At 61.5% G+C, this 26,235-nt stretch carries 23 protein-coding genes; 18 read left to right on the top strand and 5 right to left on the bottom strand.

The window, feature by feature from the left end:
* Nucleotides 1–449 precede the first annotated feature (449 nt).
* The 15 genes from J2T57_RS19235 to J2T57_RS19305 all read left to right on the top strand — a co-directional run bounded on the left by J2T57_RS19235 (nucleotide 450) and on the right by J2T57_RS19305 (nucleotide 16,978).
* Nucleotides 450–1,196 (top strand): GntR family transcriptional regulator, encoded by a 747-nt coding sequence (locus J2T57_RS19235; RefSeq protein WP_253483706.1) that lies wholly within the window; start codon nucleotides 450–452, stop codon nucleotides 1,194–1,196.
* Nucleotides 1,197–1,286: 90 nt separating this feature from the next.
* On the top strand, nucleotides 1,287–2,309 hold the full coding sequence (locus tag J2T57_RS19240) for a quinone oxidoreductase family protein (RefSeq protein ID WP_253483709.1): 1,023 nt from the start codon (nucleotides 1,287–1,289) through the stop codon (nucleotides 2,307–2,309).
* 4 nt (nucleotides 2,310–2,313) lie between these two features.
* A complete protein-coding gene (locus tag J2T57_RS19245; RefSeq protein ID WP_253483712.1) occupies nucleotides 2,314–2,739 on the top strand; it encodes a PaaI family thioesterase in 426 nt (141 codons plus the stop codon).
* Nucleotides 2,739–3,644, top strand: a complete 906-nt coding sequence (locus tag J2T57_RS19250) for a VOC family protein (RefSeq protein WP_253483717.1) — start codon at nucleotides 2,739–2,741, stop codon at nucleotides 3,642–3,644. Before J2T57_RS19245 ends, J2T57_RS19250 begins: the two co-directional genes overlap by 1 nt.
* Nucleotides 3,628–5,142 carry a class I adenylate-forming enzyme family protein gene (locus J2T57_RS19255; RefSeq protein WP_253483720.1) on the top strand — a complete coding sequence of 505 codons (1,515 nt, stop codon included), beginning with the start codon at nucleotides 3,628–3,630 and terminating at the stop codon, nucleotides 5,140–5,142. Before J2T57_RS19250 ends, J2T57_RS19255 begins: the two co-directional genes overlap by 17 nt.
* 136 nt (nucleotides 5,143–5,278) lie before the next feature.
* A complete protein-coding gene (locus J2T57_RS19260) occupies nucleotides 5,279–5,521 on the top strand; it encodes a DUF6356 family protein (protein WP_253483724.1) in 243 nt (80 codons plus the stop codon).
* A 318-nt stretch (nucleotides 5,522–5,839) separates the two neighbouring features.
* Nucleotides 5,840–6,886, top strand: a complete 1,047-nt coding sequence (locus J2T57_RS19265) for a TAXI family TRAP transporter solute-binding subunit (protein WP_253483727.1) — start codon at nucleotides 5,840–5,842, stop codon at nucleotides 6,884–6,886.
* Between the two features lie 82 nt (nucleotides 6,887–6,968).
* Nucleotides 6,969–8,858 carry a TRAP transporter permease gene (locus J2T57_RS19270; RefSeq protein ID WP_253483729.1) on the top strand — a complete coding sequence of 630 codons (1,890 nt, stop codon included), beginning with the start codon at nucleotides 6,969–6,971 and terminating at the stop codon, nucleotides 8,856–8,858.
* A gap of 52 nt (nucleotides 8,859–8,910) precedes the next feature.
* Nucleotides 8,911–10,542: a gamma-glutamyltransferase family protein gene (locus J2T57_RS19275; protein WP_253483732.1), complete on the top strand. Its 1,632-nt coding sequence runs from the start codon at nucleotides 8,911–8,913 to the stop codon at nucleotides 10,540–10,542.
* A 46-nt stretch (nucleotides 10,543–10,588) separates the two neighbouring features.
* Nucleotides 10,589–11,980, top strand: a complete 1,392-nt coding sequence (locus tag J2T57_RS19280; protein WP_253483734.1) for a UbiD family decarboxylase — start codon at nucleotides 10,589–10,591, stop codon at nucleotides 11,978–11,980.
* A gap of 106 nt (nucleotides 11,981–12,086) precedes the next feature.
* Nucleotides 12,087–13,211 (top strand): ABC transporter substrate-binding protein, encoded by a 1,125-nt coding sequence (locus J2T57_RS19285; protein WP_253483737.1) that lies wholly within the window; start codon nucleotides 12,087–12,089, stop codon nucleotides 13,209–13,211.
* 89 nt (nucleotides 13,212–13,300) lie between these two features.
* Nucleotides 13,301–14,050, top strand: a complete 750-nt coding sequence (locus J2T57_RS19290; RefSeq protein ID WP_253483740.1) for an ABC transporter ATP-binding protein — start codon at nucleotides 13,301–13,303, stop codon at nucleotides 14,048–14,050.
* 9 nt (nucleotides 14,051–14,059) lie between these two features.
* Nucleotides 14,060–14,839: an ABC transporter permease gene (locus tag J2T57_RS19295; protein ID WP_253483743.1), complete on the top strand. Its 780-nt coding sequence runs from the start codon at nucleotides 14,060–14,062 to the stop codon at nucleotides 14,837–14,839.
* Nucleotides 14,836–16,290, top strand: a complete 1,455-nt coding sequence (locus J2T57_RS19300; RefSeq protein ID WP_253483748.1) for an amidase family protein — start codon at nucleotides 14,836–14,838, stop codon at nucleotides 16,288–16,290. Before J2T57_RS19295 ends, J2T57_RS19300 begins: the two co-directional genes overlap by 4 nt.
* Before the next feature lie 259 nt (nucleotides 16,291–16,549).
* The gene (locus tag J2T57_RS19305; RefSeq protein WP_253483751.1) at nucleotides 16,550–16,978 is read left to right on the top strand and encodes a polysaccharide deacetylase family protein; all 429 of its coding nucleotides are present in this window, start codon (nucleotides 16,550–16,552) and stop codon (nucleotides 16,976–16,978) included.
* Nucleotides 16,979–17,269: 291 nt separating this feature from the next.
* Here the strand turns inward: J2T57_RS19305 and J2T57_RS19310 are convergent, their stop codons facing one another.
* Nucleotides 17,270–18,391 (bottom strand): site-2 protease family protein, encoded by a 1,122-nt coding sequence (locus tag J2T57_RS19310; protein ID WP_253483754.1) that lies wholly within the window; start codon nucleotides 18,389–18,391, stop codon nucleotides 17,270–17,272.
* Nucleotides 18,392–18,412: 21 nt separating this feature from the next.
* The gene (locus J2T57_RS19315; RefSeq protein ID WP_253483757.1) at nucleotides 18,413–19,255 is read right to left on the bottom strand and encodes a DUF6279 family lipoprotein; all 843 of its coding nucleotides are present in this window, start codon (nucleotides 19,253–19,255) and stop codon (nucleotides 18,413–18,415) included.
* A 187-nt stretch (nucleotides 19,256–19,442) separates the two neighbouring features.
* On the opposite strand from J2T57_RS19315, the gene J2T57_RS19320 reads away from it, so the two are divergent.
* Entirely contained in the window at nucleotides 19,443–20,270 is an 828-nt protein-coding gene (locus J2T57_RS19320; protein ID WP_253483760.1) for a class II aldolase/adducin family protein, read from the top strand.
* Nucleotides 20,271–20,440: 170 nt separating this feature from the next.
* Nucleotides 20,441–21,670, top strand: coding sequence for an amidohydrolase family protein (locus J2T57_RS19325; protein ID WP_253483763.1), 1,230 nt, complete (start codon nucleotides 20,441–20,443; stop codon nucleotides 21,668–21,670).
* A gap of 33 nt (nucleotides 21,671–21,703) precedes the next feature.
* Here the strand turns inward: J2T57_RS19325 and J2T57_RS19330 are convergent, their stop codons facing one another.
* From J2T57_RS19330 to J2T57_RS19340, 3 genes are all read right to left on the bottom strand, one after another.
* Nucleotides 21,704–22,387 carry a glutathione S-transferase family protein gene (locus tag J2T57_RS19330; protein ID WP_253483780.1) on the bottom strand — a complete coding sequence of 228 codons (684 nt, stop codon included), beginning with the start codon at nucleotides 22,385–22,387 and terminating at the stop codon, nucleotides 21,704–21,706.
* Nucleotides 22,387–23,589 carry a CaiB/BaiF CoA transferase family protein gene (locus J2T57_RS19335; protein WP_253483795.1) on the bottom strand — a complete coding sequence of 401 codons (1,203 nt, stop codon included), beginning with the start codon at nucleotides 23,587–23,589 and terminating at the stop codon, nucleotides 22,387–22,389. Before J2T57_RS19335 ends, J2T57_RS19330 begins: the two co-directional genes overlap by 1 nt.
* A gap of 111 nt (nucleotides 23,590–23,700) precedes the next feature.
* The gene (locus tag J2T57_RS19340) at nucleotides 23,701–24,921 is read right to left on the bottom strand and encodes an NnrS family protein (protein ID WP_253483798.1); all 1,221 of its coding nucleotides are present in this window, start codon (nucleotides 24,919–24,921) and stop codon (nucleotides 23,701–23,703) included.
* A gap of 144 nt (nucleotides 24,922–25,065) precedes the next feature.
* Here J2T57_RS19340 and J2T57_RS19345 point away from each other — a divergent pair, with 144 nt between their 5' ends.
* Complete coding sequence (locus tag J2T57_RS19345) at nucleotides 25,066–26,208, top strand: NAD(P)/FAD-dependent oxidoreductase (RefSeq protein ID WP_253483801.1); 1,143 nt, start codon at nucleotides 25,066–25,068, stop codon at nucleotides 26,206–26,208.
* The last annotated feature ends 27 nt before the right edge of the window (nucleotides 26,209–26,235 follow it).

Consider the following 26,235-nt stretch of genomic DNA (forward strand, 5'->3'; position numbering starts at 1 on the left):
TGGATGTCCACGGGGTTTCTCCTTCTTGGAATGCCAAGTCCGCAAACTCAGCATCCATCGGAGGGACTCCGTGGACAACCTGTTGAGAGATCACATCTAGGGAAGCGCTGAAGTATTCACGGCGCCGCGCTGCAGTCCGATTTTTCTATTGTAAAGAGAAAAAACAATAATTTAGTGGCTATCTGCGGCGTTCCCGAGCCGCTGAAAACCGCACTCAACTGGTGCGTCAATCCGAGGCTTGCGCTGCTTCGGTGCAGGTTTGTCCGGTTTGACGGACATCCGCGTCAATCCGGCATCGGTGCTCTTCGCGACGTGTTTCCGTGGACGGCCAACTTTTGATTGACATTCCACAGGGAGCTATCTAGCTTTCTAAGGAGGACCTGTGAGCAGCTCACAGGTTGCTTCAAGAGTGTTCACGAATTTGATGCAAGCGTACTAGCGGGGATTGCATGCAGCAGACAGGCAGAGCCAGTAACGGTGTTATCAAGGCTGCATCGGCAGAAGAGCCGCGGCTGCGGCACGACGACGCCTACCTGCGCATACGCCGGGACATCATTTCCTGTCAGCTCTCACCCGGTCAGCGGTTCACCGAAGCCGAACTCATGGATCGCTATGAGATCGGCAAGGCCACATGCCGCAACGCACTTTTGCGGTTGCTGCAAGATGGTTTCGTGGTTTCCCAGCCGCGCCGCGGCTATTTCGTGAAGCCAATCAGCGTCAAGGACGTAGATGAGGTGTTCGATCTGCGCCTTGAACTCGAGCCGATGGCTGCGCGCCTGGCAGTGGGGCGGGTTGATCTGGATCAGCTGGTTCGCTGGGAGAAGGCCTGCCGTGAGGACTGCGTGGAGATGGATATCGCGGACCAGATCAAGGTCTTTCTGGATGCCAACAAGGAATTCCACATGACCATCGCCGCGGCAAGCGATAACCGTCGCTTGCACAGTTTCATGCGGTCCCTGCTCGACGAAATGTCCCGACTCGCCGCGCTGGGCTTTGGCTTCGGCGGCCTGAAGCCCGGCATCAAGTCTGATCATGAAAGCATGCTGGATGCATTCCGCAACGGGGATGGCGAAGAGGCGGCCAGGATCGCCCGTCGACATGTCGATGCATTCCGAGGAATGACGATGGACAAGATTCTGGTGGCGCTTCGGGATGTCAGCGCCGAGCTTCCGATTACCAGGCAGGGGCGTACTTAGGCCACGCAAGTACAGCCGTGAGTGCCCGGTCGGTTGTGACGGGTGCTGGCGGAAAACGCGAGAACTTGAACCAAGACAGAGAGATCAGTAATGGCTCAAACACAGAAAGCGCTTCAATTGTCCGAGCATGGAGACCTGGACAAACTCAAGGTGATCCACGACAAAGCGATTCCGGAGGTCGTCCCAGGCCACGTAATCGTGAAGGTCCATGCGTCGTCCTTCAATTATCACGACGTCTTTACCGTCAAGGGCATGCCGGGCATCAAGGTTCCCATGCCCATTGTCATCGGTCTTGACTTCGCTGGTGTCATCGAGGAAGTCGGCCCCGGTGTGGACGGCTGGAAGACTGGTGACAAGGTGTTGGTCAACCCGCTGAACAAGAAGCGGGGTCTGATGGGCGAGATGATGGACGGCGGCATGCAGCAGTACTGCCTGGTCGATGCCGAGCAATTGATCTCCATGCCCGACGGCGTCTCCTTCGCCCAGGCTGCAGCGCTTCCGGTCGCCTATGGCACGGCGCACCGCATGCTGATCACCCACAAGACGGTGAAAGCCGGTGACAAGGTGCTGATTCTCGGGGCGAGCGGTGGCGTGGGCTCGGCTTCCGTACTGCTCGCAAAGCATCTGGGCGCGCACGTGATCGCCTGTGCCGGTAGCGAGTCCAAGGCCAAGGCGTTGAAAGAGTTCGGCGCCGATGAAGTCATCAACTATAACGAAGTGGATTTCTCCAAGTGGGTCATCGAGCACCATGGCAAGCCGCAGCGACGTTCCTACGAGGGTGGGGTCGATGTGCTGGTGAACTTCACCGGCGGTGATACCTGGCGCCCGTCGTTGAAGTGCATCAAGCGGGGTGGCTCCTTGCTGGTCTGCGGTGCCACGGCCGGACATGACCCGGCGGAGGACCTTCGCTACATCTGGAGCTTCGAGCTTCGGGTCATCGGTTCCAACAGTTTCTATGACGAGAACCTGCGAGGCTTGCTCGACCTGATCGGCGAGGGTTCCATCAGCCCGATCATTGATCGGGAGGTGCCCCTGGAGGAGGCCGCCGAAGGGCTGCGCCTGATCCGTGATCGGGAAGTGCTCGGCAAGGTCGTGGTTAACCCCCAGAGGTAAACAGATGTCTGAAGAAATCAATATGTCACCTGAGCATGTGACGGCGATGCTGCGACGCGGGCCGTTTCATGAGTGGCTTGGCCTGGAAGTGGTGTCCGTCGGCGAGGACGAGATCGAACTCATCGCGCGCTGGCGCAAAGAGTGGGTGGTCAACGTCGAAGGCGACTACACCCACGGCGGGATTCTCGGAGCTTTGGTGGATCTGGCAGCGGACTGGGCGCTTTATTCCCGTACCGGCCGCGGCGTGCCGACGGTGGACATGCGTGTGGACTATCACCGGCCAGCCAAGTCCGGGGACCTTCGGGTCAAGGGCGCTGTCGTGAAGCCAGGTGGCCGCTTGTCTGTGGCTGAGGCGAAGGTCTACGACATGGACGGCAAGCTGCTTGCCAGCGGCCGCGGCGTCTACGTGAGCAATATTGCCAAGGGCTGATGATGATGACTGACGGCCGCCAAGAGACCACTGTCGACCATGTTGTCATCAATACCCTGTATGACATGGACGATGCAGCCCGGTGCCTGGCGTCCGTCGGTTTCTGTCTGACCCCGCGGGGTTATCACACGCTCGGTTCCATCAATCATCTCGTGGTGCTTGATGACAGTTATGTCGAACTGGTGGGGCTCCCTCGAGGAGCAGATCGCATCCGCAAGGAACTGCTGGAGCATCCCAAGGGAATCAATGGCCTGGTGTTCGCAGAAGATGCGTCTGACGAGCGATATACCTATCTGACTCAACGTGGCTTCCGCGTTGATCCGCCCCAGAAGTTCTCCCGACCTGTGGAATGTGGAGAAGGGACTTTCGAAGCGGAATTCACCGCCGTGCGTCTGGCGGGCGACACCTATCCGGCCGGACGCGTGTATTTCTGTCACCACCACACTCCTGAACTGGTCTGGCGGGAAGAGTGGCGTAGGCACGCAAACACCGCCTACAGCCTCGCGAGCCTGTCGGTGGTTAGTGCTTATCCGGCCGCGGATGCCGAAGCCTACGGCAAGTGTATCGACCGCACACCCGAGCGTGATGAGGATGGTCTTTACATTCGTCTGCCGGCCAATCGATGCCTCGGCGAGCATCGTCCGATGGACATTCGTTTCGTCTCGGAGGATGCCTACCGCGGCCGTTACGGTGATCTGTGCTGCGACGGTTCGGGAAGAAGCAGTTACTTCGGCGCCATACGCCTACGCGTCCAAAGCATGGATGCGCTCGTCGCCGCCATAGAGGCTGCGGATAGCGACGTGTCTCATGTGCAGCTCTCTGACGGAGCCTTGGCTGTAGGCATCTCTCTATTCAATTGCCTGCTTGAATTCGTCGAAGAGGATCATCATGCAAGCAAGACCTAATCTCGGCGCCATCCTCAATATGGCGTCGCCGGACAAGGCGGCCATCATAGGTCGGGATGATACCGGCGAGTGGACGCAGTACAGCTATGCTCAGCTGGACGACATGGCGAACGGCGTGGCCCGCGCGCTGAGCGGCGAAGGCCTGCCTGAGCAGTCGCGCATTGGTGTCGTTGCGCTCAACAGTGCCGAGTATATGGCTGTGGTCCTCGGCGCCGTGCGTGCCGGCATGATTGCCGTGCCGATCAACGGCAAATTCCCTGCAGAAACCATCACCGGCATTCTCGAGGAATGTGAGATCAGCCACGTGTTCTGTGACCAGGCACATCGGGATCGTGTACAGACCGATTGCCGCTGTGTGGTGCTGGACGGTGTTGGTGCTGACGGATTCACGAGCTTCCTTGACCCAGGCCCCTTCGAGCCGGTCACACCAGACGAGAATGGCGTCGCGCTGTTTCTCTACACATCTGGAACCACGGGACGTCCCAAGGCCGTGATGCTCTCCCATGCCGGCCAACGGTGGGTGGTGAACACCCGGATTGCCGACTTCCCCGGCACCGAGAACGAGCGTTTCATCGTGGCCGCGCCCCTTTACCACATGAACGCACTTGCGCTGCTCTTCCTCACGCTGGGGGCAGGTGCCACATGTGTGCTGTTGCCGCGTTTTGAAACTAGTGTCTACGCGGACGGCATCATGCGCTGGGAATGCACCTGGATGACCGCGGTTCCGCCAATGATTGCGATGCTGCTGCGCGATGAACAGGCGCTCTCCGGCGCCGAGTTCGACAGCATCAAGTTCGTGCGACTGGGATCCGCAGTGGTGACGCCCCAACTGCGAGAACAGATTCGACAGCTCTGCCCGAAGGCCACCGTCATCAATGCCTACGGCACGACGGAAAGTGGTCCGGTGACGTTCATGCCGGTCACCGGCGATGGCTATCCAGTGGACACCCTGGGGCGAGAACACCCTGGCGTTGCCGTTCGCCTGGTGGATGCATCGGGACATGCTTCCGATCAGGGTATCCTCCAGGTCCGCTCGCCGGCTGCCATGCTTGGCTACTACCGTCGCCCCGACGTGAAGGATCCCTTCACGCCAGACGGCTACTACAGTACGGGTGATGTCTTCCGTCGTGACGCCGAGGGGCTCTACTACTTCGTAGGGCGCCATGACGATATGTTCGTCTGCGGGGGAGAGAACATCTTTCCGGCTGAAGTCGAAGCCGCTCTGGAGCGTCATCCGGACATTCAGCAGGCCTGCGTGGTGCCGGTTGAGGACGAGATCAAGGGCCACAAGCCGGTTGCCTTCGTTGCAACCCGAGATGGCTCCAACCTGAGCGAGCAGGAGGTTCAGGATTTCGCCCGCAGCGTGATGCCGGTCTACCAGTTTCCGCGCCGGGTCTTCTTTGTCGCTGACATGCCCCTGGCGGGCACCAACAAGATTGATCGTGCCCGTCTCAAGAAGCAGGCGGCGGCTGACCTGGGAGGAGCCCTGCTGGACTAGCGGAGCGCATTTGATCCGCTTCTAAGAAAACCAGACTATTTTTCTCGATCATTCTGCCTCTTTCGGCTTTTTTGAGGCGCATTTTTTGATGACTTCTTTTTGAAGTCGTTAAGGTCTTTTTTTCTGGAGATTGCTCATGAAATTATTGAATCTTTTCACGGAGCACCCGGCATCAGTGGGAGAGACCTATTCTGAACACATGCTGATGGCTCTTTCGTTTGCCGGGACGCTCTTTGTCGCCACCGTCGCTTGCCTGATCCATGCTTTTTTTCCATTCTTGTTCAAGACGACGGCGAGTCGACGCATCACGGAACTGAAGGAACGGATAGAGCGTGGCCCTTCCTGTAGCAAGGGTTCTGAAGGAAAATCCAAGGCCTGACAGGTCTCGGAGTGTTATCGGGTAAGGCTGTGCTAACGCCTCCAGCGTGTGTCAGGTTCCTGCTTGGCTCATGGCGGCGAACCGTTATTCAGGGTATGCACTGGTCTGGAGAGAATTGCGCATCAAGACAGGGCAGAAAAATTAAAAAAGCCCGAATTTGGTGCAGAAAAATAAAGCCTTATTAATGTCGCGTAACCGCGCAAAATGGTAAAAGCCAAATAGTTCCATGTCTATATCAAGAAATATTATATATGGAACATGTTTTGCTTGCTTGTGATGGCTAGCCAAGACCCAATTCTTCAGCAGGGGGATGTCGCAATGAATCATGCAAGCTTATCCGTACGATCAACTGTAGAGCGTTTTTTTTCCGCCTCTCGTGGTGCCTGCATTGGCATCGGCGTTGCGGCGGTTGTCGCCCATGCCTCGGTGGCGCACGCCGATCCGGTGGATCTGCGTTTCGCAACCGTGGGCATCGGCGGTTCCTGGTATGCCTACGGCCAGGGCATGGGGCCCGCCATTCAGTCGCAGTTGCCAGCCGGTTCCAGGGTGGACGTGCTACCCATCTCTGGCGGTGTCGGGAACATGGAACTGGTCCAGAACGGTGAAGCCGAAATCGCCATTGCCTTCTCGCACACGGCGGGGGAAGCGTGTAGTGAAGATGGTGGACTCACCTTCGACGGTCAGCGTGACAAGGTCCGAGCGGTCATGGGTGCGCTGGACACCTTCTACCTTGCGGGCTTCGCCACCGTGCGGTCCGGCATCGAGTCCTGGGAGGACGTCGCTTCCGACGATAAACGGGTCCGCATGATCACCACGCAGCGCGGTGGCACCGGCGAACTCGGGATGCGCCAGATACTGGAAGCGCATGGCTCCAGCTACGACGGCGTTCGTTCGGCGGGCGGATCGGTCCGAGCTCTCGAGCGGGCCGCCACCGCGGCAGCCTTTGCCGATGGTTCCGCTGACTTCTGGGGGCATACGGTCACCGTTGCTCATCCCGTCGCAACAGAACTGATGACCGTCACCGACATGCGTGTCATCGGCATACATAACGAAGCCGCAATCGAGGAGTTGGTCGGCCTTGGCTGGACGCCTGTCACCTTGCCAGCTGGCAGTTTCGAAGGCCAGGATGAAGACCTCCCCATGGTCGGCACTGGCAGCAGCATTGTTGTCTCTGCAGACCTCAGTGACGAGGTGGTCTACGCCATCACCAAGGCTCTCGTGGAGAGCGTGGACCGGTTCCCGGATTTTCATGCTGCGCTGTCGGGATTCGACCTTGAAGTCGCCCTCGACCCCGGCGTGAACGGCAACTGTCCGTTCCACCCCGGTGCCGTTGCCTACTACCGCGATGCGGGCCTGATGGACTAGGTCGGATGCATGTCACCGCCGTGGCTTTACTCAAAGGCGGTGCGATGCGCGTCCGGGCCAACCATGTGACGGGAGGAAACTGATGCTGCTTCTGCCCAGTTACGTGGCCCGGGCGCTTTATATTCTCACTGCGGTGGCCTGGTGTGCTGTGCAGTATTACCAGGTCATCGTCTCCGGCTACGAGTACGAGATCATCCTATTGGCAACGCACGTTTGCGCTGCCATCTCCCTGGTTCTGCTGTCGCGCTCCTGGCGTGGTCACAGGCGTGAGCCCGGGGAGCGCATTGCCCTCCTCGACGTGCTGTTCGTCCTGGCCATCACTGCCGTGGCCGTCTATCTCGCCATGCAGGGCGAACGCCTGTCGATGCGCATGCATGGTGTCTCGCCGGTGGAGTTCTGGGACAAGGCGCTTGGCGCAATCCTGCTACTGCTGTTGCTTGAAGCCTGTCGCCGTGCCAGCGGTATGATTCTGACCGTCGTGGGTGCGATCTTCATCCTTTATGCGATCTACGGTGCATACCTGCCAACGGCAATCGGCCATCGGGGCATGGAATTCCGCCGCTTCATCGACCTGCAGATCCTGTCGACCTCGGGCGTGTTTGGCTCACCCATCTCCGCCTCGGCGCAGATGATCTTCTACTTCGTGATGGTCGGCGCGTTCCTTGAACGCTCCGGCGCCTCGAAGCTGTTCACCAGTATCGCTTACAGCATGACCGCACGCTCCTGGGGTGGGGCCGGCAAGGCCTCGGTCGTCTCCTCGGGGCTGTTCGGCATGATTTCCGGCAGCGCCGTGTCCAACGTGCTGGTTGCCGGCACGATGACGATCCCCTTGATGATTCGCGCGGGCTTCAAGCGCTACATGGCCGGCGCCATCGAGGCCACTGCCTCGACCGGCGGTCAACTGGCACCGCCGATCATGGGCGCCGCCGCTTTCATCATGGCGGAGATGGTAGGTGTTCCCTATGTCGAGGTCGTGAAGGCGGCCTTTGTGCCGGCGGCTCTCTATTTCCTGTCGATCTTCATGCTGGTGCACGCCTATAGCCGGCGGGAGAACCTGGTGCCGGACAACAGCTACGGCTTTGCCCAGTACTCGAGTGAGTTTCGTGCCTATTGGCACCTGCTGCTGCCTATCGTGTTCATGATCGTGATGCTCATGAATCGATACTCACTGATGCTCACAGGCAGCGCGACGATTCTCGTGACCATCCTCATCAGCCAGTTGCGCACCTCAACCCGGCTCACGCCGAAAACCATCTATCAAGCGGTCATGTCCGGCACCCGGGTCGCGGCGGATGTCGCCGTACCCTGTGCCGTGGCCGGGATCATCGTCGGGACTCTGGTCTACACCGGTCTCGCCGTGAAGCTGCAGCAGGTCATCCTCGGTTTCGCCGACGGCGCCTTACTGCTGACCCTGTTCGGGGCGATGATCATGACTATCGTCTTCGGCATGGGCATGCCCACCGCCGCTGCCTACCTGCTCGGCGCAATTCTTGTTGCCCCAGGGCTGCAGGAACTCGGTGTGCCGAGGCTGATGGCGCATCTGTTCATCTTCTATTTCGCAATCCTGTCCATGGTGACGCCGCCGGTGGCGCTATGCTCCTACGCGGCAGCAGGGCTGGCCAAGGCCAATGTGTGGCGACTGTCCGTCATGGCCTTTGTCATCGCCATCCCCGGTTTCCTGATTCCGTTCGGGTTTGTCCAGAATCCGGCTCTCGCCCTGCAGGGGGATTTCGCAGAAAGCGTGCGAGTCATCCTCACCGTCGGCATTGGCGTGGTTACCTTCTCCATGGCGGCCGGCGGTTACTTCTTCGGCATGTTGGCGATGCCGGTGCGCATCGTCCTGTGTGCACTAAGCGTACTGACCATCTTCCCCGAGCCGACCACGACCACCGCCGGGCTGATTGGCATTGGCCTGGCAGCCGTCGTGCAGTTGGTGCGTGGCCGTCTTGTCCGCGGGGTGAGCAGCCCATGACCATCGCACAACTGTTGCCCATTTCCCGACTCGTACTTGAAGAGGAGCACGCATGATTCCGACGTTTTCGCCGGATTATCCCTATCCATCCCGTCGCAGCGTCACCTGTGCCCGCGGCGGCATGGTGGCGACCTCGCAGCCGGTTGCCAGCCAGATCGGCCAGAGCATGCTGGCCCGGGGTGGCAACGCGGTGGATGCGGCTATCGCGACCGCCGCCGCACTGACTGTGGTGGAGCCCACCGGTTGTGGAATCGGCAGTGACAGCTTCGCGCTGGTCTGGATGCAGGCGGAGAGCGACGGCAACGGCAAGTTGTTCGGCATGAATGCCAGTGGTTGTTCACCCGCCGCGCTGACTCGTGACGCGGCTCGCGCACGTGGCCTGGACGCCATGCCCATGTATGGATGGCTGCCAGTGACGGTGCCGGGTGCGCCTGCTAGTTGGGCGGCGCTCTCGGAGCGTTTCGGCAAGCTCGATTTCGGCACGTTGCTCGAGCCCGCGGTGCGTCTGGCAAGTGATGGTGTACCCATCTCCCCGATCATCAGTCGCCTCTGGACCAGGGCCGCTCGTCGCTTCCGACAGGTACTCGATCAGCCCGAAACGGCACACTGGTTCGATTGCTTCACCGACGGTGGTCGGGCCCCCGGGCCCGGGGACGTCTATCGCAACCTGCCGCTGGCGAAGACCCTGGCGACGCTCGCCGACGATCACTGCCGGAGTCTCTACAGCGGCCGGCTTGCCGACCGCATCGATGCCTTCTCCCGGGAGACCAACGGTTTTCTGCGTGGCGAGGATATGGACGCGTTCCGGGTGGAGTGGGTTGACCCGATCAGCGTCAATTATCGTGGATTCGATGTCTGGGAGATCCCGCCCAACGGTATCGGCCTGGTGACCCTTGCCAGCCTGCGCATGCTGGAGGCCTTCGCCGGCCATGATCGTAGTGACCCGGCACAGGTGCATCGGCAGATCGAGGCACTGAAACTTGCCTACATCGACGGCAACACCTACATCACCGACCCGGCTCGAATGACGGTTGGCGTCGAGGCACTGCTGGACGACGCCTACCTGGAAAGCCGGCGGGCGATGATCGGCGAAGAGGCGCTGGCGCCGGTGGCGGGCCGACCGGAAGGCAGCGAGACGGTGTACCTGGCCACGGCGGATGCAGACGGCAACATGGTGTCGTTCATCCAGAGCAACTTCCATGGCTTCGGTTCAGGCGTGGTGATCCCGGATACCGGAATCTCCATGCAGAACCGCGGCCAGGGTTTCAGCCTCGATCCGAACCACCACAACGCACTCGAGCCCCGCAAGCGCACCCGCCACACCATCATTCCCGGATTCCTGACCCGGGACGGCGTGGCGCTGGGCCCGTTCGGCGTAATGGGTGGCGTCATGCAGCCCCAGGGGCACCTGCAGGTGGTGATGAACATGGTGGACTGCGGGTTGAATCCCCAGGCCGCCCTGGATGCACCGCGATGGATGTGGACCAGCGGTCAGCAGGTGTCGGTGGAGGGGGAGTTTCCCACGGCCATGGCTCGTCATCTGGTGGATCGCGGGCATGACATTCAGGTGGACCTTGATACCACCATCTTCGGTCGGGGGCAGGTCATCGTTCGCGACCCGGACAGTGGGGTCTATCACGGTGGCTGCGACTGGCGTACGGATTCCTCCATCTCGGTGATCTGAGAGGGTCCGGCCCAGGAATATTCACAATAACAGCGAGGGCTGGAACATGTCGGGACAGGCATTGCGGGATTTCCTCTCCATGGTGCAGCGGGATTACCCGGAACATTTTCTGCGGGTTACCACACCCATCGATCGCTCCTTCGAGAGTACGGCCATCGTTGCCGAACTGGAGAGGGCGGGGCAGCACCCGGTGATCGTGTTCGAGAACGTGAAGGGCTTCTCCATGCCCCTGGTCACGAACGTCGCAGCGAACCGGAAACTGCTCGCAGCGATCCTCGATGTCGACCCGGCGAACCTGGCCACCTCGTTTCGCGATCGCTGCCAGAATTATCTGCCGGCGGAGGTCGTGGGGGATGCGCCCTGGCAGGACGTTGTGCTCGAAGGCGATGACATCGACCTGACGAAGTTGCCAATCCCCATACAGTTCCCGGTGGATGCTGCACCCTACATTACCGCTGGACAGATCTGCGCCCGCGATCCGGAAACCGGCGTGGATACCACCGGTTTTCACCGCTTGATGCTCAAGGGCAAGAACAGGCTTGGTGTTTCGCTGCATTCCCGGCGTCGGATGTACGAATTCCATCGCCGTGCCGAAGAGCGGGGTGAGCCGTTGCCAGCCGCCATTACCCTGGGCATTCACCCGCTGCACTACATGGGCTCCATGGCGTTCCACTATCCCCCGGGTGTACGCAAGTTCGAGATCATCGGCGCGCTGTTCGGCGAGTCGTATCGTCTTGGTCGAACCGGTACCGACGGTCTGGAAGTGCCCTGGGGCGCGGAGATCGTCATCGAAGGGCATATCCTTAATGACGTCCGTGAGCCCGAGGGCCCCTTCGGAGAGTTCACCGGCTACGCCTCCTATCGCAGTACCCAGAACGTGTTCGTGGCCCACCGCGTGCAGATGCGCTCCGACGCCATGCTGCACTCCGTGGTATCGGGGATGGCCGCCGATCATATCCGGATCAGTTGCATCAGCCGGGAGGCGGAAATTCTCAACTCCCTGCGGCGCAATCTGCCCAACGTGCGGGCGGTCCATGTGCCGGCGGAAACCTGCGGTGCACTGATGGCCATCGTACAAATGAAGAAGACGGCGGCGGGCCAGCCCCAGCAGGCCATCATGGCGGCGTTTGGTACGGAGACGTACTGCAAGTGCGTCATCGTTGTGGATGATGACGTGGATATCTTCAATCTCACCGACGTGATGTGGGCGGTGGCGACACGGGCCAGGGCAGATCGGGACCTGTTCCTGATTCCCGGCGCCATGGGCGCGATCCTCGACCCGGCGTCGGATCCGGAAGACAACACCGTGACCAAGGTCGGGGTGGACGCCACCAAGCCCAGTGGTCGCGACTATGCGGAGCGGCTCGTGATCGATGACGAGCAGCGCGCCAGGGCCCGGGAAATTCTCGCGGGCATGGGTATCGCTGGAATGCAGTAACGCGCATCGGGAAAGGGTTTGCAGTCGGGACCATGGGTTTATCCATTCGAGCATCGTTGAGCCAATGCTGGCTCGCTTTTCATCACTACGTGAGGCAGAAGTCATCATGAACAAGCAAATCAACAAGGTACTTTCAACCCGGGCTCGGCGTGCATCGCTACTGGGTGGACTGGCCGCAGGTCTGGCTCTCTCGCTGCTCGGATCCGGTAACGCGGTTGCCCAGGATCGAGACGAAATTCTTCTTGGCATGGCGATTCCCTTCACCCTGGCGGATGGCGGTATCTTCGCAATTGGTCGGGAGCTGGGTTACTTCGATGAAGAAAACATCACCGTCGACACCGTCATCCTGGAAGGGGCGGGTTCCGTGGTGCCGCAGGTTGCACAACGCAACGTGGATATGGGGCAACCGTTGCCGGAAACCCTGTTGTCCGCGTATGACCCGGCATCCGGTCCGCTACCCGTGGTGTACATCTTCAATGCCATTCCAGCCAATACACTGGAGTTGGCGGTGCTGGAGTCATCGGATATCCACTCCATTTCCGATCTTCGCGGCAAGCGGATCGGGGTTGGCGCTCTGACCTGGGGCACGATTCCCCAGACCCGGGCGCTGTTGCGTCGCGCCGGCCTGACGCCGGGAGAGGACGTCGAGATTGTCGCCGTGGGTGTGCTGGGCTCGGGTTTCCATGCGCTGCGGCAGGGCCGGGTCGATGCCCTCAACTATAACCACACCTGGATCGATCTCCTGGAGCAGACCGGCACCAAGGCCCGTCGCCTGCCCTACCCCGACCTCTACGCCAGAATGGTGAACAACGCCTTCCTGGTGCATCGATCCATGCTCGAAGAGCAGCCGGATCTGCTTGGTCGTTATGGGCGCGCCTACAGCAAGTCCGTCGTCGCCTGCGACGCCAACCCGGTGGCCTGTGTAAATGCTTTCTGGCGCGCCAACCCCGAATCGCGACCTGACGGCGATCCCGACCAGGTCATGGAGGAGTCACTGGAGATCATGGCCAAGCGACTCGATCTACTCATGCGGGACGAGAACGGCGAAACCCGTCGCTTTGGTGAATTCGACCTGGAGGTCATCCAGGCCTACGTGCAGGAGTTGTACGAAGCTGGTGAACTTCAGACTCCCGATGTGCCGGTGACCACCTACTTCTCCAACGACCTGGTGGAGCAGTTCAACGACTTCGACATGGACGCGGTTATCGAGCAGGCGCGGGCGCACGAATGAAATCAAACGTTCTTACAACATCGGGTCGCGGGGGCGCTGACGCAGTCAGCGCCCGTAACCCAGGGCGATCGTCCCTCGTCGCCGAGCACGTGTCCTTTAGCTACGGCGGTGACACGGACATGGTGCTCGGTGATGTGTCATTCGACTTGAGCGAAGGCGATTTCGTTGCGGTGCTGGGTGGGTCCGGGTCCGGCAAGTCGACTCTTTTGCGGCTGATCGGTGGGTTGCTGTCACCGACCGAAGGAGAAATTCGCATCAATGATCAGGTGGTCCGCGGGCCGACGCGAGATGCCGGCTTCGTATTCCAGGCGGCACGGCTGATGCCCTGGAAGACGGTGCTGGAGAACGTGCTGATACCCACCCGTGCCCATGGCAAGTCCACGCCGGAGCAGCGTCAGCGGGCACTGGAACTGCTGGGCTCGGTCGGGCTGGAGAAGGCGGCGGACCTGTATCCGAACCAGCTTTCCGGAGGGATGGCGCAGCGGGTGGGGCTGGCGCGGATGCTCATGCATGACCCCAAGCTTCTGCTCATGGATGAGCCGTTCGCGGCGCTGGATGCATTGACCCGGGAAGTGCTCTCCGACGAGTTGCAGGCGCTCTGGCTCAGAGAGCGCAAGACCGTCATGTTCGTGACCCACAGCATCCCCGAGGCTGTGTTTCTCGCGGATCGCGTGATGGTCCTCGGCGGTCAGCCCGCGGGCGTTGTCGAGACCATCGACGTACCCCTTCCGCGGCCGCGTACGGTTCGTGACATGGCTTCGGAAGAGTTCAACGCCATCGCCCATCAATTGCGGGAATTGCTGGCGTCGCGCTTTTCGGCCATGCCCGGCATCACATAGGTGGTTGTCATGTCGAAAATGCGAATGCTCTATCCGTTGGTGACCCTGGTAATCATTCTCGCCGCCTGGGACATCACAACCCGCTTCGGTTACGTGGAAGCGTTTCTGTTACCGACGCCGGAAGCGGTCTGGTGGGCCATCTACCGCGGTTTTGCAACCGGTTCCTTCTGGCCGCACATCAGCTTCACGCTGCAGTCCACCATCATCGGCTACATCATCGGTTCCCTCGCCGCAGTGCTGATTGGCGCACTCATCGTCGAATCGGATATTGCCGAGCGCATGCTGTATCCCTACATCATCGCCCTGCAATCCATGCCCAAGGTTTCCCTGGCGCCGCTGATCCTGGTCTGGTTCGGCTTCGGGCTGACGTCGAAAGTCGTGCTCGTGGGGCTGATCTGCTTCTTTCCGGTCCTGGTGAATACCATCGTCGGCATGCGCCGGACAGATCCGGACCTGCTGGAGATGTGTCGGTCATTTTCCCTGAGCCGCAGTTACGTGTTTTTCCACGTCAAGCTGCCAAGTGCCGCCAGCAGCATCTTCGCGGGACTTCAGATCGGTATTGTGCTGGCGCTGATTGGTGCCGTGGTGGGTGAGTTCATCGCCTCGCAGCGGGGTGTCGGACACATGATCTCGGCGGCGACCATGAACATGAATCTGAGCACCATGTTCGCGGGTATTTTCCTGCTGTCGGTGTTCGGTATTGTCGGCAGCTTCTTCGTCCGCCTGCTCCACCGGAAAGTGGTGTTCTGGGAGAAAAGCGCGGGCGGTCTATCAGAGGGCACAGCATGACCACGTCTGCAGCGAGACCCACCGCCCGGGAACTGATACAACGGATTGCCGACGGTGAACTCGCCGCGAGAGACAATCTGGCGCAGTTCCTGGCCCGCATGGACAAACACAATCCGGTGCTGAACGCCGTCATTCATGACGGCCGTGACCGTGCCAAGGCTATTGCCGAGCAGATCGACGCCGACCTGGCGGCGGGGCGCCCGGTGGGACGCCTGGCGGGACTCGTCATGACGATCAAGGATTCCTTCGACGTAGAGGGCTGGCCCACGACTTTCGGCCTTGAGCACCTCAAGGACAATGTCGCCGAGCGGACCTCCGACGTGGTCAGCCGCCTGGAGGCGGAGGGCGCACTGATCGTCGGCAAGACCAACGTCCCGCCACTGCTCAGGGACTGGCAGAGTGGCAATCCCATCCATGGTCATACTCGAAACCCCTGGAATACCGATCTGAGCCCGGGTGGTTCCTCCGGCGGCGCGGCTGCGGCCGTCGCCGCAGGGCTTTGCAGTGCCGAAATTGGCAGCGATATCGGTGGTTCCATACGGATTCCTGCGCATTACTGCGGGATCTGCGGGCATAAGCCGAGCAATGGCGTGGTATCGATGATTGGCCATCAGCTGCCCGGTACCTATGGAAGCTCCGCGATGGTCAGCGCTGGCCCGCTGGCTGCAAACGTCGACGACATGGCGCTATTGCTCGACGTGGTGGCCGGGGCGGACAGCCGCAATGCCCCGGCCTGGCGGCTGGAGCTGCCGCCTGCCAGGATCACCACCATCGGCGATTTCCGGGTAGGCATCCTGGACAATGCTCCCACCGCGCCAGTGGATGGCGCCTATCGGGCTGTGATCGGCGCGCTCGGTGAGCGCCTGCGCCAGGCAGGGGCTTCGGTGACCGAGGGGCCGTTCAGGGAACTCGATACGACGCACCTGCATGACCTGTTCATCCGTATCCTCAGGGCCATGGCCGTGGACGGCCTGTCCGACCCAGAGTTCTCCGCACTGATTGCGCAGGTCGAGCGCACGCCGCGGGACGATCAAAGTTATGTGGCAGCCACCAATCGCGCGATGGTCCAACGTCACCGGGACTGGCGTAGGGCCCGGCAGGAAGTCGGTCGTCTCAAGCACGACATGCGCGTGCTGTTCCGGCAGATCGACGTGCTGCTCATGCCAGCGGCGGTGTCAGCGGCTTTTCCCATTGATTTCGATCGCCCTCGCGAAGAGCGGACCCTGCTTATCGATGGTGTGGAGCGCGACTACAACGAGCAGCTGCTCTGGGCGGCGCTACCGGTGCTGGCCGAACTCCCCGCAACGCTGATCCCCATCGGTCTGCAGGACAATGGTTTGCCCGTGGGTGTGCAGGTCGTGGGTGAGTACCTGGATGATAGAACCTGCATTGCCTTTGCCAGGGAAGTGGAGCGTTTGGTGGGAGTATTCAGCCCGCCAGGCTATGACTGACATTCCAGTCCCCTGACTCGCTTCGCGACGCCGTTCGGTCCGGTTGCACCGAAATAGGCCACGCCTGCCGGCAGTGCCCGAACTGGGGGCAGGCTTTGCCAGTTGCTGGAGGAGCCAGGCCACGATTGCCGATCATCCCTGCGGCAAGGCGGCTACGCGGCTCCAGTAAAAGGCCATGGCTGCCGCGCAAGGGCCATGGGGTGGTATGGCCGATGTCTTGCATGGGTTTGGTCCGCAAATTTGCCCTGGAGGACTGATAATGGCGAAGAAAGAAATTCTCTGTGCGTTCGGTGTGGATGTCGACGCGGTTGCCGGCTGGTTGGGCTCGTATGGTGGTGAAGACTCCCCGCTGGATATCTCACGGGGCATGTTCTCCGGCGAGGTGGGTTCGCTGCGGATGCTCAAGCTGTTCGAGAAATACGATATCAAGACGTCGTGGTTCATTCCCGGACATTCCATCGAGACATTCCCGGAGCAGATGCAGGCTGTGGCGGATGCCGGTCACGAGATCGGAGTGCACGGCTACAGTCACGAGAATCCCATCGCGATTGATTCCGCCGCCCACGCTGTCGGTCCGGTGATTGGCAGGGAGGCGCCGATGCAGGGGTTGGATTCCGCGTGTGCCGGCGAGATCACGAATCCGCAGCCCAGAATGGCTGCGCCCAGGAGTCCTGTAAGTTTATTTTGAGACATTGCCCTCGATCTCCGCATTTTGGGGCCACGCGACTTTCGGGCCCCAAGGTATTGGAATCAGATGTGCCCCATGGTGGGCACGCATGCAGGCTCTCGCTCTGCAGGGAGGGGCAATTGCAATCGGCATGCCAGCAAGACGCCGACACCGGCATTGAGAGGCGGGCTATGCCATTGGTTGTATTGCGTGGTGGGGGCTTGTTTGCGTCCCGTCTGTGGCGGGAAGGCCGGCGCGCACCGTAACGGTGCGCGAAAATGATGCCTAGGCACCGACAGGGTGCGGATACACTCAGCGGCGAACTTCCAGTCGCAGGCCGATGCTGCGCAGCAGGCGTTGCCGGTCGATCCAGCCGAGAATGCGGCCATCCTGCATCACGGGAACCTGATTCAGGTTTTTCTCCGTCATGTACTGCAGTACACGGTCAGCCTCCACCAGTGGGCCCACATGAAGCAGGCGCTCGACGGGGATCATGACCTCGCTAACGGCGACATCCCGCCAACGCTCCCGGGGCACTCTCCGGGCATCGCTGAGGCTGATGAGCCCGAGTGGTTGCCGGGCATTGCCAACAATGAAGGCGCGACGGCCGGCGGGCAGCACCTGCTGCTGGATCCAGTCATCGATGCTGCTTGTAGGAGCCACCTCGGGTATACCGGATTCCGCCAGGTCTTGAGCCAGTACCCCGGACAATCCCTCCCGCAGGTCATAGGCCCAGCCCTGGCCACGGGCGGTGGTCAGAAGAAACCAGGCGATCAGCATGATCCAGACGCCACCGATCAGGTTGCCGACGAACAGCATGTTCCAGATGCCCAGCGCAAACAGGCCGTAGGCAACAAGGCGGCCTCCGGCAACGGCTGCCTGGATACCCTTGCGGGCATCGCCGGTGAGCTTCCACACCAGGGCACGGAATACGCGTCCGCCGTCCAGGGGGAAGCCCGGAATCATGTTGAACACGGCGACGACCAGGTTGATCAGTGCCAACCATCCGAGGGCGACAAATAGCGGTTCCGACAGGCCGCTGGTCGCCACGGCCAGCAGACCGAACAGTGCCGCGAGGCCGAGGCTGACCAGGGGGCCCGCAATGGCAATCCAGAACTCGTCCTCCGGGCGCTCGCTGTCCCGCGTCATCTGAGCCATGCCGCCGAAGATGAAAAGCGTGATGGCCTGGACGGGTATGCCTCGGCGGATTGCGACCACGCTGTGGCCGAATTCGTGGGCGACGATGGAGGCGAAGAACACGATGGCGGTCGCAAACGCTGTCATGAGTGCGACTGATAGGGTCCAGTCCGGGTATTGCTGCTGGAAGCCCGCGCTCATGGTCACCAGCAGCAGCGTGAAGATGATCAGCCAGCTAACGTGGATTTCGAGGCGGATACCTCGAACATGGCCCAGTACCAGCACTGACTTGAACATGGCGGTTGCCCTTGCGTTGTGCTAGCGAGACGCGATGACGCTGATGTCGCCGCGGTATCCTTCCAGTCTGGCAATGGCATGGTCTCGTTGTACAGGTGTGAGACTGGCCAGCAGGGTTCGGGCACAATTCGCGGTGATGGCCCGGTTCTCCTGCCGTGCCTGCTGCAGGGCCGGGCTGCGGGCTTCGTCCTCAAGCCACCATTCGCGAAGGAAGGTCTCCACAGCCTCCTGCGACGCATCTTCCTGCAAGAGAGTGATGAATCTCTCGTCACGCGCCTCCCGCCAGGTCAACCAGTCGGAGAGCACGTCGGGTCGGCGTGCCTCGCAGCGACGGAGATCCACGCGCTGTCTGGTACCGAGTTCTCCCGTCCAGGACTCGACGCGTTCGATCATGCGTGAGGGTCCGGCCGGAGCAATGTTTTCGACGTAATTCTGCCGGCCGTCGGCCAGAGTCTGTTCCAGTTGATCGATCTGGCCCGAGGTCAGGCCGCGGACGGTGCGGGCCGCCAGCGGGATGATGTCTTCCAGGGTCTCGCGCAGCAGGCCTTCCGCCCGGGTGAGTCCGGCCTGTACTGCCTCATCGGAAGGGGTTTCATTGGCAAGCAGCGCAGCCGTCTGCGCCATGAAGTGTTTCAGCTCTGGCAACCGCTCCTCGCGATGGAAGGCACGGTACGCCTGGAGTTCATCGCGTACCGCAAGCCGCTGTTGCCGGTCCAGTTCCAGGAAGCTGGCAATTCGCCTTGCCGCCAGCCAGTCGGCATTCTCGTAGACCAGCTCCAGCCGGCTGCAACCACCAATCAGGAGCGCCCCGACAACAAGCAGGGTGACTGTGCGCAGTAGGCCGGGAATTGTTCTGTCGGGCATGCGGCGTCGCTCATCCGGATGACCCTACTGAGACCGACGGGCGCTCGCATCGTTCGCTGGACCGGAGACCGGATCATGGTGGTGATGCGCATTCGACCGTATCGACATCGTCGACGAACCGCATTAATGTAGTCGATGAAAAAATAAAAAATAACAAGTCATTTCAATGATTTGATTCGGAGGAGTCATGCACGCAATCAAACCGAAAGCCACGAAAGAAAAGCTGTCCATCTATCAGCCCGATCAGGAGGGGCTGATTTTCCCCGAGATTCCGGAGTTCAAGTCGGCTGCCGAAGAGCGCGACTATCGCAAGAGGCACTTGGTCGCAGCCTGCCGCGCCTTTGCCCTTGAATCCTTCGATTACGGTTTTGCCGGTCATCTGACCATCCGTGATCCGGAGCGTCCCGAGTTGTACTGGACCAACCCCATGTGTGTGCATTTCTCCCAGGTGAAGATGTCGAACCTCATCCTGGTAGACCATGACGGCATGGTGGTCGAGGGTGACCATGCACTGAATCGCGCCGGTTTCGTGCTACATGCCGCCGTCCACAACGAGCATCCGGATATCCTCGCCATGTGCCATGCGCACACGGTCTACGGGACAGCCTGGGCGGCCACCGGGCGCCCGCTTGAGCCCATCTCCCAGGATGCGGCGGCCTTCTTCGAGAACCACACGGTGATTCGGGAAGAGGGCGGCAAGGTGGCGGTTGAGGTATCGGCGGGCAAGAAAGTCGCAGATGCCTTCAAGGGCGTCCGCGCCGCCATCCACCAGAATCACGGACTGCTGACGGCAAGCCGTCACAGCATCGATGATGCTGCATTCTGGTTCATTGCCCTGGAACGGTGCTGCAAGCAGCAGCTGATGGTGGAAGCGGCCGGTATCAAGCCCATCCTCGTTCCGGAGGAGAAGGCGCGCTACAGCCAGCAGCATGTGGGCAGTGACTACATCGGCTGGCTGCATTTCCAGACGATTTACGACCATATCGCCAAGACTCAGCCTGACATGTTCGACTGAGATCGAGCCTGGCCGGCGACGTCTCCAGGGCGTCGCCGGTGCCTACCTTCATCCGCAGTGCCTCGAACATCATGGCACGGCTCTTGCTACCCTCGTGCCTTCCAATCTTGCAGCCGCAGCCTCCCGGCTTGGCGGCGCGGTGTGCTCGTGGGTCAACGAGGAGTCGAGTGATGGACCTGATTATCAGGAATGCAGCAGTGCAGGGGCATGCGGCGTCGGGCACGGTGGATATCGGTATCGAGGGAGGCAGAATCGTTGCCGTCGAGAAGGCATTATCGGCGGACGCCGAGGTGCTGGATGTGGGCGGCCGGCTGGTCTCTCCCGGTTTCATTGAAACCCATATCCACCTGGACAAGTCCTGCCTGCTGGGGCGCTGCGCATCGAAACGCGGGGATCTGGAAGAGGCCATTGCAGAGGTGTCCCGTGCCAAGCGGGATTTCACCGCCGAGGATGTCTACGAACGCGGCAGCCGGACGCTGCGCAAGGCCATCTCCCAGGGAACGACCCACATGCGTACCCACCTCGAGGTCGACCCCATCGTCGGGCTGCGCAGTCTTGATGGTGTGGAGCAGTTGGCCGAGGACTATCGTTGGGCCATCGACCTGGATATCTGCGTGTTCCCCCAGGAGGGCCTGCTCAACAACCCGGGTACGGATGAGCTGATGGTGGAAGCCCTGCGCCGGGGCTGCAGGGTCGTGGGTGCGGCCCCCTACACGGACAGCGACCCCCATGGGCAGATGGATCGCATATTCGAGATGGCGCGGGAGTTCGATGTAGATATCGACATGCATCTGGACCTGAGCCTGGATCCCACGTCCCTGGCTCTCGATTATGTCTGCGAGCTGACCGAGCGTTTCAAGTACGGTGGCCGCGTTACCATCGGCCATGTCACCAAGCTATCCGCCGTCAGCCCCCAGCGCTTCGCCGAGGCTGCCCGGCGCATGGCTGATACGGGTGTGGCCCTGACCGTGCTGCCGTCCACTGATCTGTTCCTCATGGGGCGGGATGCCGACCGGAACGTACCGCGAGGCGTGACTCCCTGCCATCACCTGCTCGATTACGGTGTGAACTGTTCGCTGTCCACCAACAATGTGCTGAATCCGTTCACGCCGTTTGGTGATTGCTCGCTGGTGCGCATGGCGAACCTCTACGCCAACGTTGCCCATGTGGGCAGTGCGGAGCACATGCAGGACTGTTTCGACATGGTCTCCGAGCGCTCCGCGCGCATGCTGCGACTGGACGACTACGGCGTGGCGCCGGGTTGCGCGGCGGATCTGGTGGTGCTCGACTGCGTCGACAAGGCCCAGGCCATCTCGGAAAACGCGCCGGTGCTGTTCGGCTTCAAGCGGGGACGGCGCTCGTTCACGCGTCTGCCTGTCGAGCTGCATGCTCCGGCGTGATTGTCCCGACGCTTGATGCCCAGGGAGACCGGTCTAGCGCTTGTCCTGTCCGAACAGAATGCGGCGCTCCTCTTCGTCAGGGGGCGCCTGGCGGCGGTACTCCTTGCCCAGATCCACTCCGGCGCGGACGGCTGGACGCTCCTTGATGGTCTGGCGCCAGCGGCGCACATTGGGAAATTCCTCCAGGGTTTGCCCCAGCGGCTTCGCGATCAACACCCACGGCCAGGCCGCCATGTCGGCGATGCTGTAGGTGTCGCCGAGCAGGTATTCCCGATCCGCGAGCCTCCGTTCCAGTACGGCCAGGCAGCGGTTGTACTCCCTGCTGTAACGCTCCCTGGAATAGGTGTGCTCGCCCTCGGCGTAATTGACAAAATGGCTGACCTGCCCGGCCATCGGCCCGAGGTTGCCCGTCTGCCAGAACAGCCACTCCAGCATTTCCTTGCGGGCCCGTGCATCGGTGGGGTGGAACCGCTCGGTCTTCCCTGCCAGATGAATCAGAATCGCACCCGCTTCGAACACGGGCAGCGGCTCACCCGGCACGTCAAAATCAACGATGGCCGGGATTCGGTTGTTCGGACTGATGCGAAGGAACTCGGGCTTGAATTGGTCACCCTTGCCGATGTTGACGGGAATCATCCGGTAGTCCAGCCCGCACTCCTCGAGCATGATGGAGACTTTCCAGCCGTTCGGGGTGGGCCAGTAGTAGAAGTCGATCATCAGCCGTTCTCCTGGTCGAGCCTGATCACCCCGGCTGCGTGCATTTTCTGCAGCGTGGCATCGTCGTAACCGCACCGGGACAGCAGCGTGTGGGTGTCCTGACCCAGGGCGGGTGCCGGTTGAGGCTCGAAGGCGTCGTTTCCGGCAAAGCGCGCCGCCGGTCGGGACTGGCGCAGGCGTCCCGCGGCGGGGTGGTCGTATTCCCGGAGAATCCCGTTGGCCTGGACCTGGGGGTGATCGAGCATCGCCTGACGCGTCAGCACCGGCGCACAGGGAACACCGTGGGCCTCGAGGCGTTGCAACCAGTGTTCACTGGAGCCATGACGAATCACTGACTGGGTCAGTTCCAGCCGCGCATCGATATTGTCCTGGCGCAGGGCGGCGTTGCGAAAACGCGGGTCCTCCAGCCATTGCGGCCGCTCCAGGGCGTGGGTCAGCGCCTCCCACTCACGGTCATTCTGTACGGCGATGGTGATATGGCCGTCAGTGGTCTCGTAGATGAGGTCCTGGAAGCTCGCCGCTTCCTGTTGGGGTAATGCGTCGGCCACAAACGTCTGACTGCCCATGTCCGAGCCCCAGAGGAACGCGATGACTGCGTCCAGCATGGACAGCCGCACATGCTCACCCTTACCGGTCCGTGCACGGGCCAGCAACGCGGCGGTTATCGCCTGGGCCGCCACGACTCCGGTGAGTTTGTCCGGCAGAATGGTTCTGACCAGCTGTGGCCGTCGCTCGTCTGATCCGGCCTGGACGGAAGCGAGCCCCGAGAGTCCCTGAATCAGCGGATCGTAGACCGGCTTCTGCCCATAGGGGCCCTGCTCGCCGAAGCCGCTGATCGAGACGTAGACAATCGTCGGCGCGACCTCGCGAATCACCGCCTCGCCGAGCCCCATGCGCTCGATAACGCCGGGCCGGAAGTTCTGCACGAAGACATCCGCGCTATCCACCAGGCGGAGCAGCGCTTCGCGCCCCTCGGCTGCCTTCAGATTGAGCGCCACGGAACGCTTGTTGCGATTGTTGTTCAGGAACGAGGCCGGGTAGCCGCCCCGGCGGTTGGAAGCCGACCGGGTGAAGTCACCCCCGGCCGGGTTCTCGATCTTGATGACCTCGGCGCCCTGATCCGCGAGCATCATCGTGCATAGCGGCCCGGACACCATGGCAGTGAGATCGATAACGCGGATGCCGTCGAGGGGGCCGGGCATAGGGGTGGACTCCAGGGCGGATGGCGCACTCGCAAAAGCAGGCCGGAATCATCTGGCACAGGGAGCAACGATCGTAACGGCTGCCAGGCAGGATCGCCAGTTTGGCGGGGATCAACCTGGCGCGCCGTCCGCCCTGGGGCCGGCCAGAATGCCCGTGTAGCGGACCAGGAACAGGCCGAACGCCACGGTCCACAGGGTGCCGGCGATGCCAATGCCTGCCTGCCATGGCAGATCGCCGAGGCCGGTGGCAACCCTGGCGAGAGCAGCGATGTGGATCACAACAAACGCCGCGGTCATCCCGGCGGGCAGTTTCAGGGTCCGGCCCGTGTGACCCAGGGCAACCCGGCTGATCACGCCAAGTATCAGGCCACCCATGGCGCCCACCCCCAGCGCGTGTATCCAGGCTGTCGCCGGCCACCAGCCGGCGGCGCTGCCGGCGAGAAGGGCCAGGCCCAGGGGGATCCACAGCAGCGACAGATGCAGCATCCACAGTAGTGGTTCCCCGCGCACCTCCCATCCGCGCCACAGCAGGGTGCGTGCCAGAGACAGCGGGGCGGCAAGCCCTGCTGCGATAACGATCACGGCCTGTAGGCCGGTCAGCACGCCCACAAGCGTCATGGCCATGGCGATCAGCAGAGTGATTTCCAGCCATGGAACGGTGTGCGGGCCGCGGCCTGGCAGGCCTTGCTGTCGCAACCAGGCTTTGGAGAAGTTCGGCGTGATTCTGCCGCCGATGACCAGCATCAAGGCGGCCGCGACAATCAATGCACCATGGACATAAGGCCCGTGGGGTTGCAGGAAAAAGCCCAGTTGCATCAGCCAGACCAACCCGATGACCAGCAGCAACACCAGCTGGCGCTTTTGCCGGCCATGCCAGATACGCCAGCCGGCATCCACCATCACCAGGGGCAGAAATGCCAGGTTAACCGCCATGACCACCCAGGCGGGCAGTTCCGCGCCGAACCCCATCACCAGACGGCCGGCGAGCCAGACCAGCCAGAGCCCCATGAGCGGGAGACCGTGTAGCCGCTCCGTGCCCGTCCACACGCAGACGGCGGTGAGCAGAAAACCGGCGATACCCGCATTCAGGAATGCGAAAACAAGCTCATGCTGATGCCAGAAATAACCGGGTAACGCGAGCGGCGCTGAGAACCAACCCGTCAGTTCGGCTGTCCAGAGCGGAACCGCAACCACCGCGAGCAGAGCCAGCGACAGGAAAAGATCCGGAAGGGGTACTGAAAGAGTTGCCCGCCGGCGCTGCCGAGGCGACTTGATAATGTGGTTCCTGATTCGATCATGGCGATCACCCGTCACTACGCCTGCTGGCTCCACCCTTCTCTCGCAGTACCGGCATAGGCGGATTGATGTACATCAAGTCCATGGCGAAGCCGGTTGGATGATTCGGCGTTACCATGAGGAACACGCGGCAGGGTTCGCTGTCAGCATTGCCAACTTTTGAACCTCACGGAGGTGCGCTTGAGCATCGTCATCATTGGTACTGGTTTGGCCGGCTACACCACGGCCAGGGAGTTTCGCAAGCACGACACGGACACATCGCTGACCCTTGTCACTGCGGATTCGGGCAGGGCCTACTCCAAACCCATGCTCTCCACCGGTTATCGCAAGCAGCAGACGCCGCATGATCTGGTGCAATCCAGTCCGGAAGAAATGGCCAGGCAGCTTGATGCAACGGTGCTGACAGACACCCGGGTCGAGGCGATCCTGCCCGATGAGGGCGAGGTCCACCTCCGCGACGGCAAGTCCATCGCCTTCGACAAACTGGTGCTCGCCCTGGGCGCCGATCCAGTTGCCCCGCCCATCAGGGGGGATGCGGTGGATCGGATATTCCAGATCAACGACCTGGATCAATATGAGCGCTTTCGCAAGGTCGGTGATCATGCCGGCCGCGTGCTGGTGATCGGTGGTGGGCTGATCGGCTGCGAGTTCGCCAACGATCTGCGCGAAGCTGATCGCCAGGTCGATCTGGTGTTTCCAGAGCCGCTGCCCTTGCCCCTGTTGCTGCCCGATCAGTCCGCCGAGGCGCTGCGCGCTGCCCTGGAAGATCTGGGGGTCGTGATCCACTCGGAGCGTACCGTGGATCGCGTCGACGCCGACGGCGAACAGTTGACGGCAAAGCTCTCAGATGGTTCTACCCTGCAGGCCGACACCGTGCTGGCGGCCGTGGGCCTGCGCCCAAGAACAGAACTTGCAGAAGCCGCGGGGCTCAGCGTCGGCAAGGCCATCCGTGTGGACAGGAGCCTCGCGACTTCCCACCCGAACGTCTATGCGCTGGGTGATTGCGCCGAGGTCGAGGGCTGGGTGCTGCCTTACGTGGCGCCGCTCACCAACGCCGCCCGGGCGCTGGCAAAGACGCTGGCCGGTGAAACCACCGACGTGCGCTATCCGGTCATGCCCGTCAACGTCAAGACCAGCTGCTGTCAGGTGGTTGCCTGGCCGCCAGCCGGCGGCGCTGAAGGCGTATGGCAATTCGACGGCGAGGCGCCAGACATCAAGGCCGAGTTCCGGGGAGACGGTGGCACGCTGCTGGGCTTCGCCCTCACCGGCAAGCGAATCCGGGAGCGCATGGCCCTGCAAAAGGAGCTACCTGACCTCTTCTAGTTCATTCGCAAGAAACAGAATTTGTGA

It is taken from the genome of Natronocella acetinitrilica (assembly GCF_024170285.1).
Taxonomy (GTDB): Bacteria; Pseudomonadota; Gammaproteobacteria; order Nitrococcales; family Aquisalimonadaceae; genus Natronocella; species Natronocella acetinitrilica.

Excerpts from the sequence above, each read along its gene's own strand:
- J2T57_RS19235 (WP_253483706.1), top strand. The coding sequence starts at position 450 with ATGCAGCAGACAGGCAGAGCCAGTAACGGTGTTATCAAGGCTGCATCG.
- J2T57_RS19240 (WP_253483709.1), top strand. The coding sequence starts at position 1,287 with ATGGCTCAAACACAGAAAGCGCTTCAATTGTCCGAGCATGGAGACCTG.
- J2T57_RS19245 (WP_253483712.1), top strand. The coding sequence starts at position 2,314 with ATGTCTGAAGAAATCAATATGTCACCTGAGCATGTGACGGCGATGCTG.
- J2T57_RS19250 (WP_253483717.1), top strand. The coding sequence starts at position 2,739 with ATGATGATGACTGACGGCCGCCAAGAGACCACTGTCGACCATGTTGTC.
- J2T57_RS19255 (WP_253483720.1), top strand. The coding sequence starts at position 3,628 with ATGCAAGCAAGACCTAATCTCGGCGCCATCCTCAATATGGCGTCGCCG.
- J2T57_RS19260 (WP_253483724.1), top strand. The coding sequence starts at position 5,279 with ATGAAATTATTGAATCTTTTCACGGAGCACCCGGCATCAGTGGGAGAG.
- J2T57_RS19265 (WP_253483727.1), top strand. The coding sequence starts at position 5,840 with ATGAATCATGCAAGCTTATCCGTACGATCAACTGTAGAGCGTTTTTTT.
- J2T57_RS19270 (WP_253483729.1), top strand. The coding sequence starts at position 6,969 with ATGCTGCTTCTGCCCAGTTACGTGGCCCGGGCGCTTTATATTCTCACT.
- J2T57_RS19275 (WP_253483732.1), top strand. The coding sequence starts at position 8,911 with ATGATTCCGACGTTTTCGCCGGATTATCCCTATCCATCCCGTCGCAGC.
- J2T57_RS19280 (WP_253483734.1), top strand. The coding sequence starts at position 10,589 with ATGTCGGGACAGGCATTGCGGGATTTCCTCTCCATGGTGCAGCGGGAT.
- J2T57_RS19285 (WP_253483737.1), top strand. The coding sequence starts at position 12,087 with ATGAACAAGCAAATCAACAAGGTACTTTCAACCCGGGCTCGGCGTGCA.
- J2T57_RS19295 (WP_253483743.1), top strand. The coding sequence starts at position 14,060 with ATGTCGAAAATGCGAATGCTCTATCCGTTGGTGACCCTGGTAATCATT.
- J2T57_RS19300 (WP_253483748.1), top strand. The coding sequence starts at position 14,836 with ATGACCACGTCTGCAGCGAGACCCACCGCCCGGGAACTGATACAACGG.
- J2T57_RS19305 (WP_253483751.1), top strand. The coding sequence starts at position 16,550 with ATGGCGAAGAAAGAAATTCTCTGTGCGTTCGGTGTGGATGTCGACGCG.
- J2T57_RS19310 (WP_253483754.1), bottom strand. The coding sequence starts at position 18,391 with ATGTTCAAGTCAGTGCTGGTACTGGGCCATGTTCGAGGTATCCGCCTC.
- J2T57_RS19315 (WP_253483757.1), bottom strand. The coding sequence starts at position 19,255 with ATGCCCGACAGAACAATTCCCGGCCTACTGCGCACAGTCACCCTGCTT.
- J2T57_RS19320 (WP_253483760.1), top strand. The coding sequence starts at position 19,443 with ATGCACGCAATCAAACCGAAAGCCACGAAAGAAAAGCTGTCCATCTAT.
- J2T57_RS19325 (WP_253483763.1), top strand. The coding sequence starts at position 20,441 with ATGGACCTGATTATCAGGAATGCAGCAGTGCAGGGGCATGCGGCGTCG.
- J2T57_RS19330 (WP_253483780.1), bottom strand. The coding sequence starts at position 22,387 with ATGATCGACTTCTACTACTGGCCCACCCCGAACGGCTGGAAAGTCTCC.
- J2T57_RS19335 (WP_253483795.1), bottom strand. The coding sequence starts at position 23,589 with ATGCCCGGCCCCCTCGACGGCATCCGCGTTATCGATCTCACTGCCATG.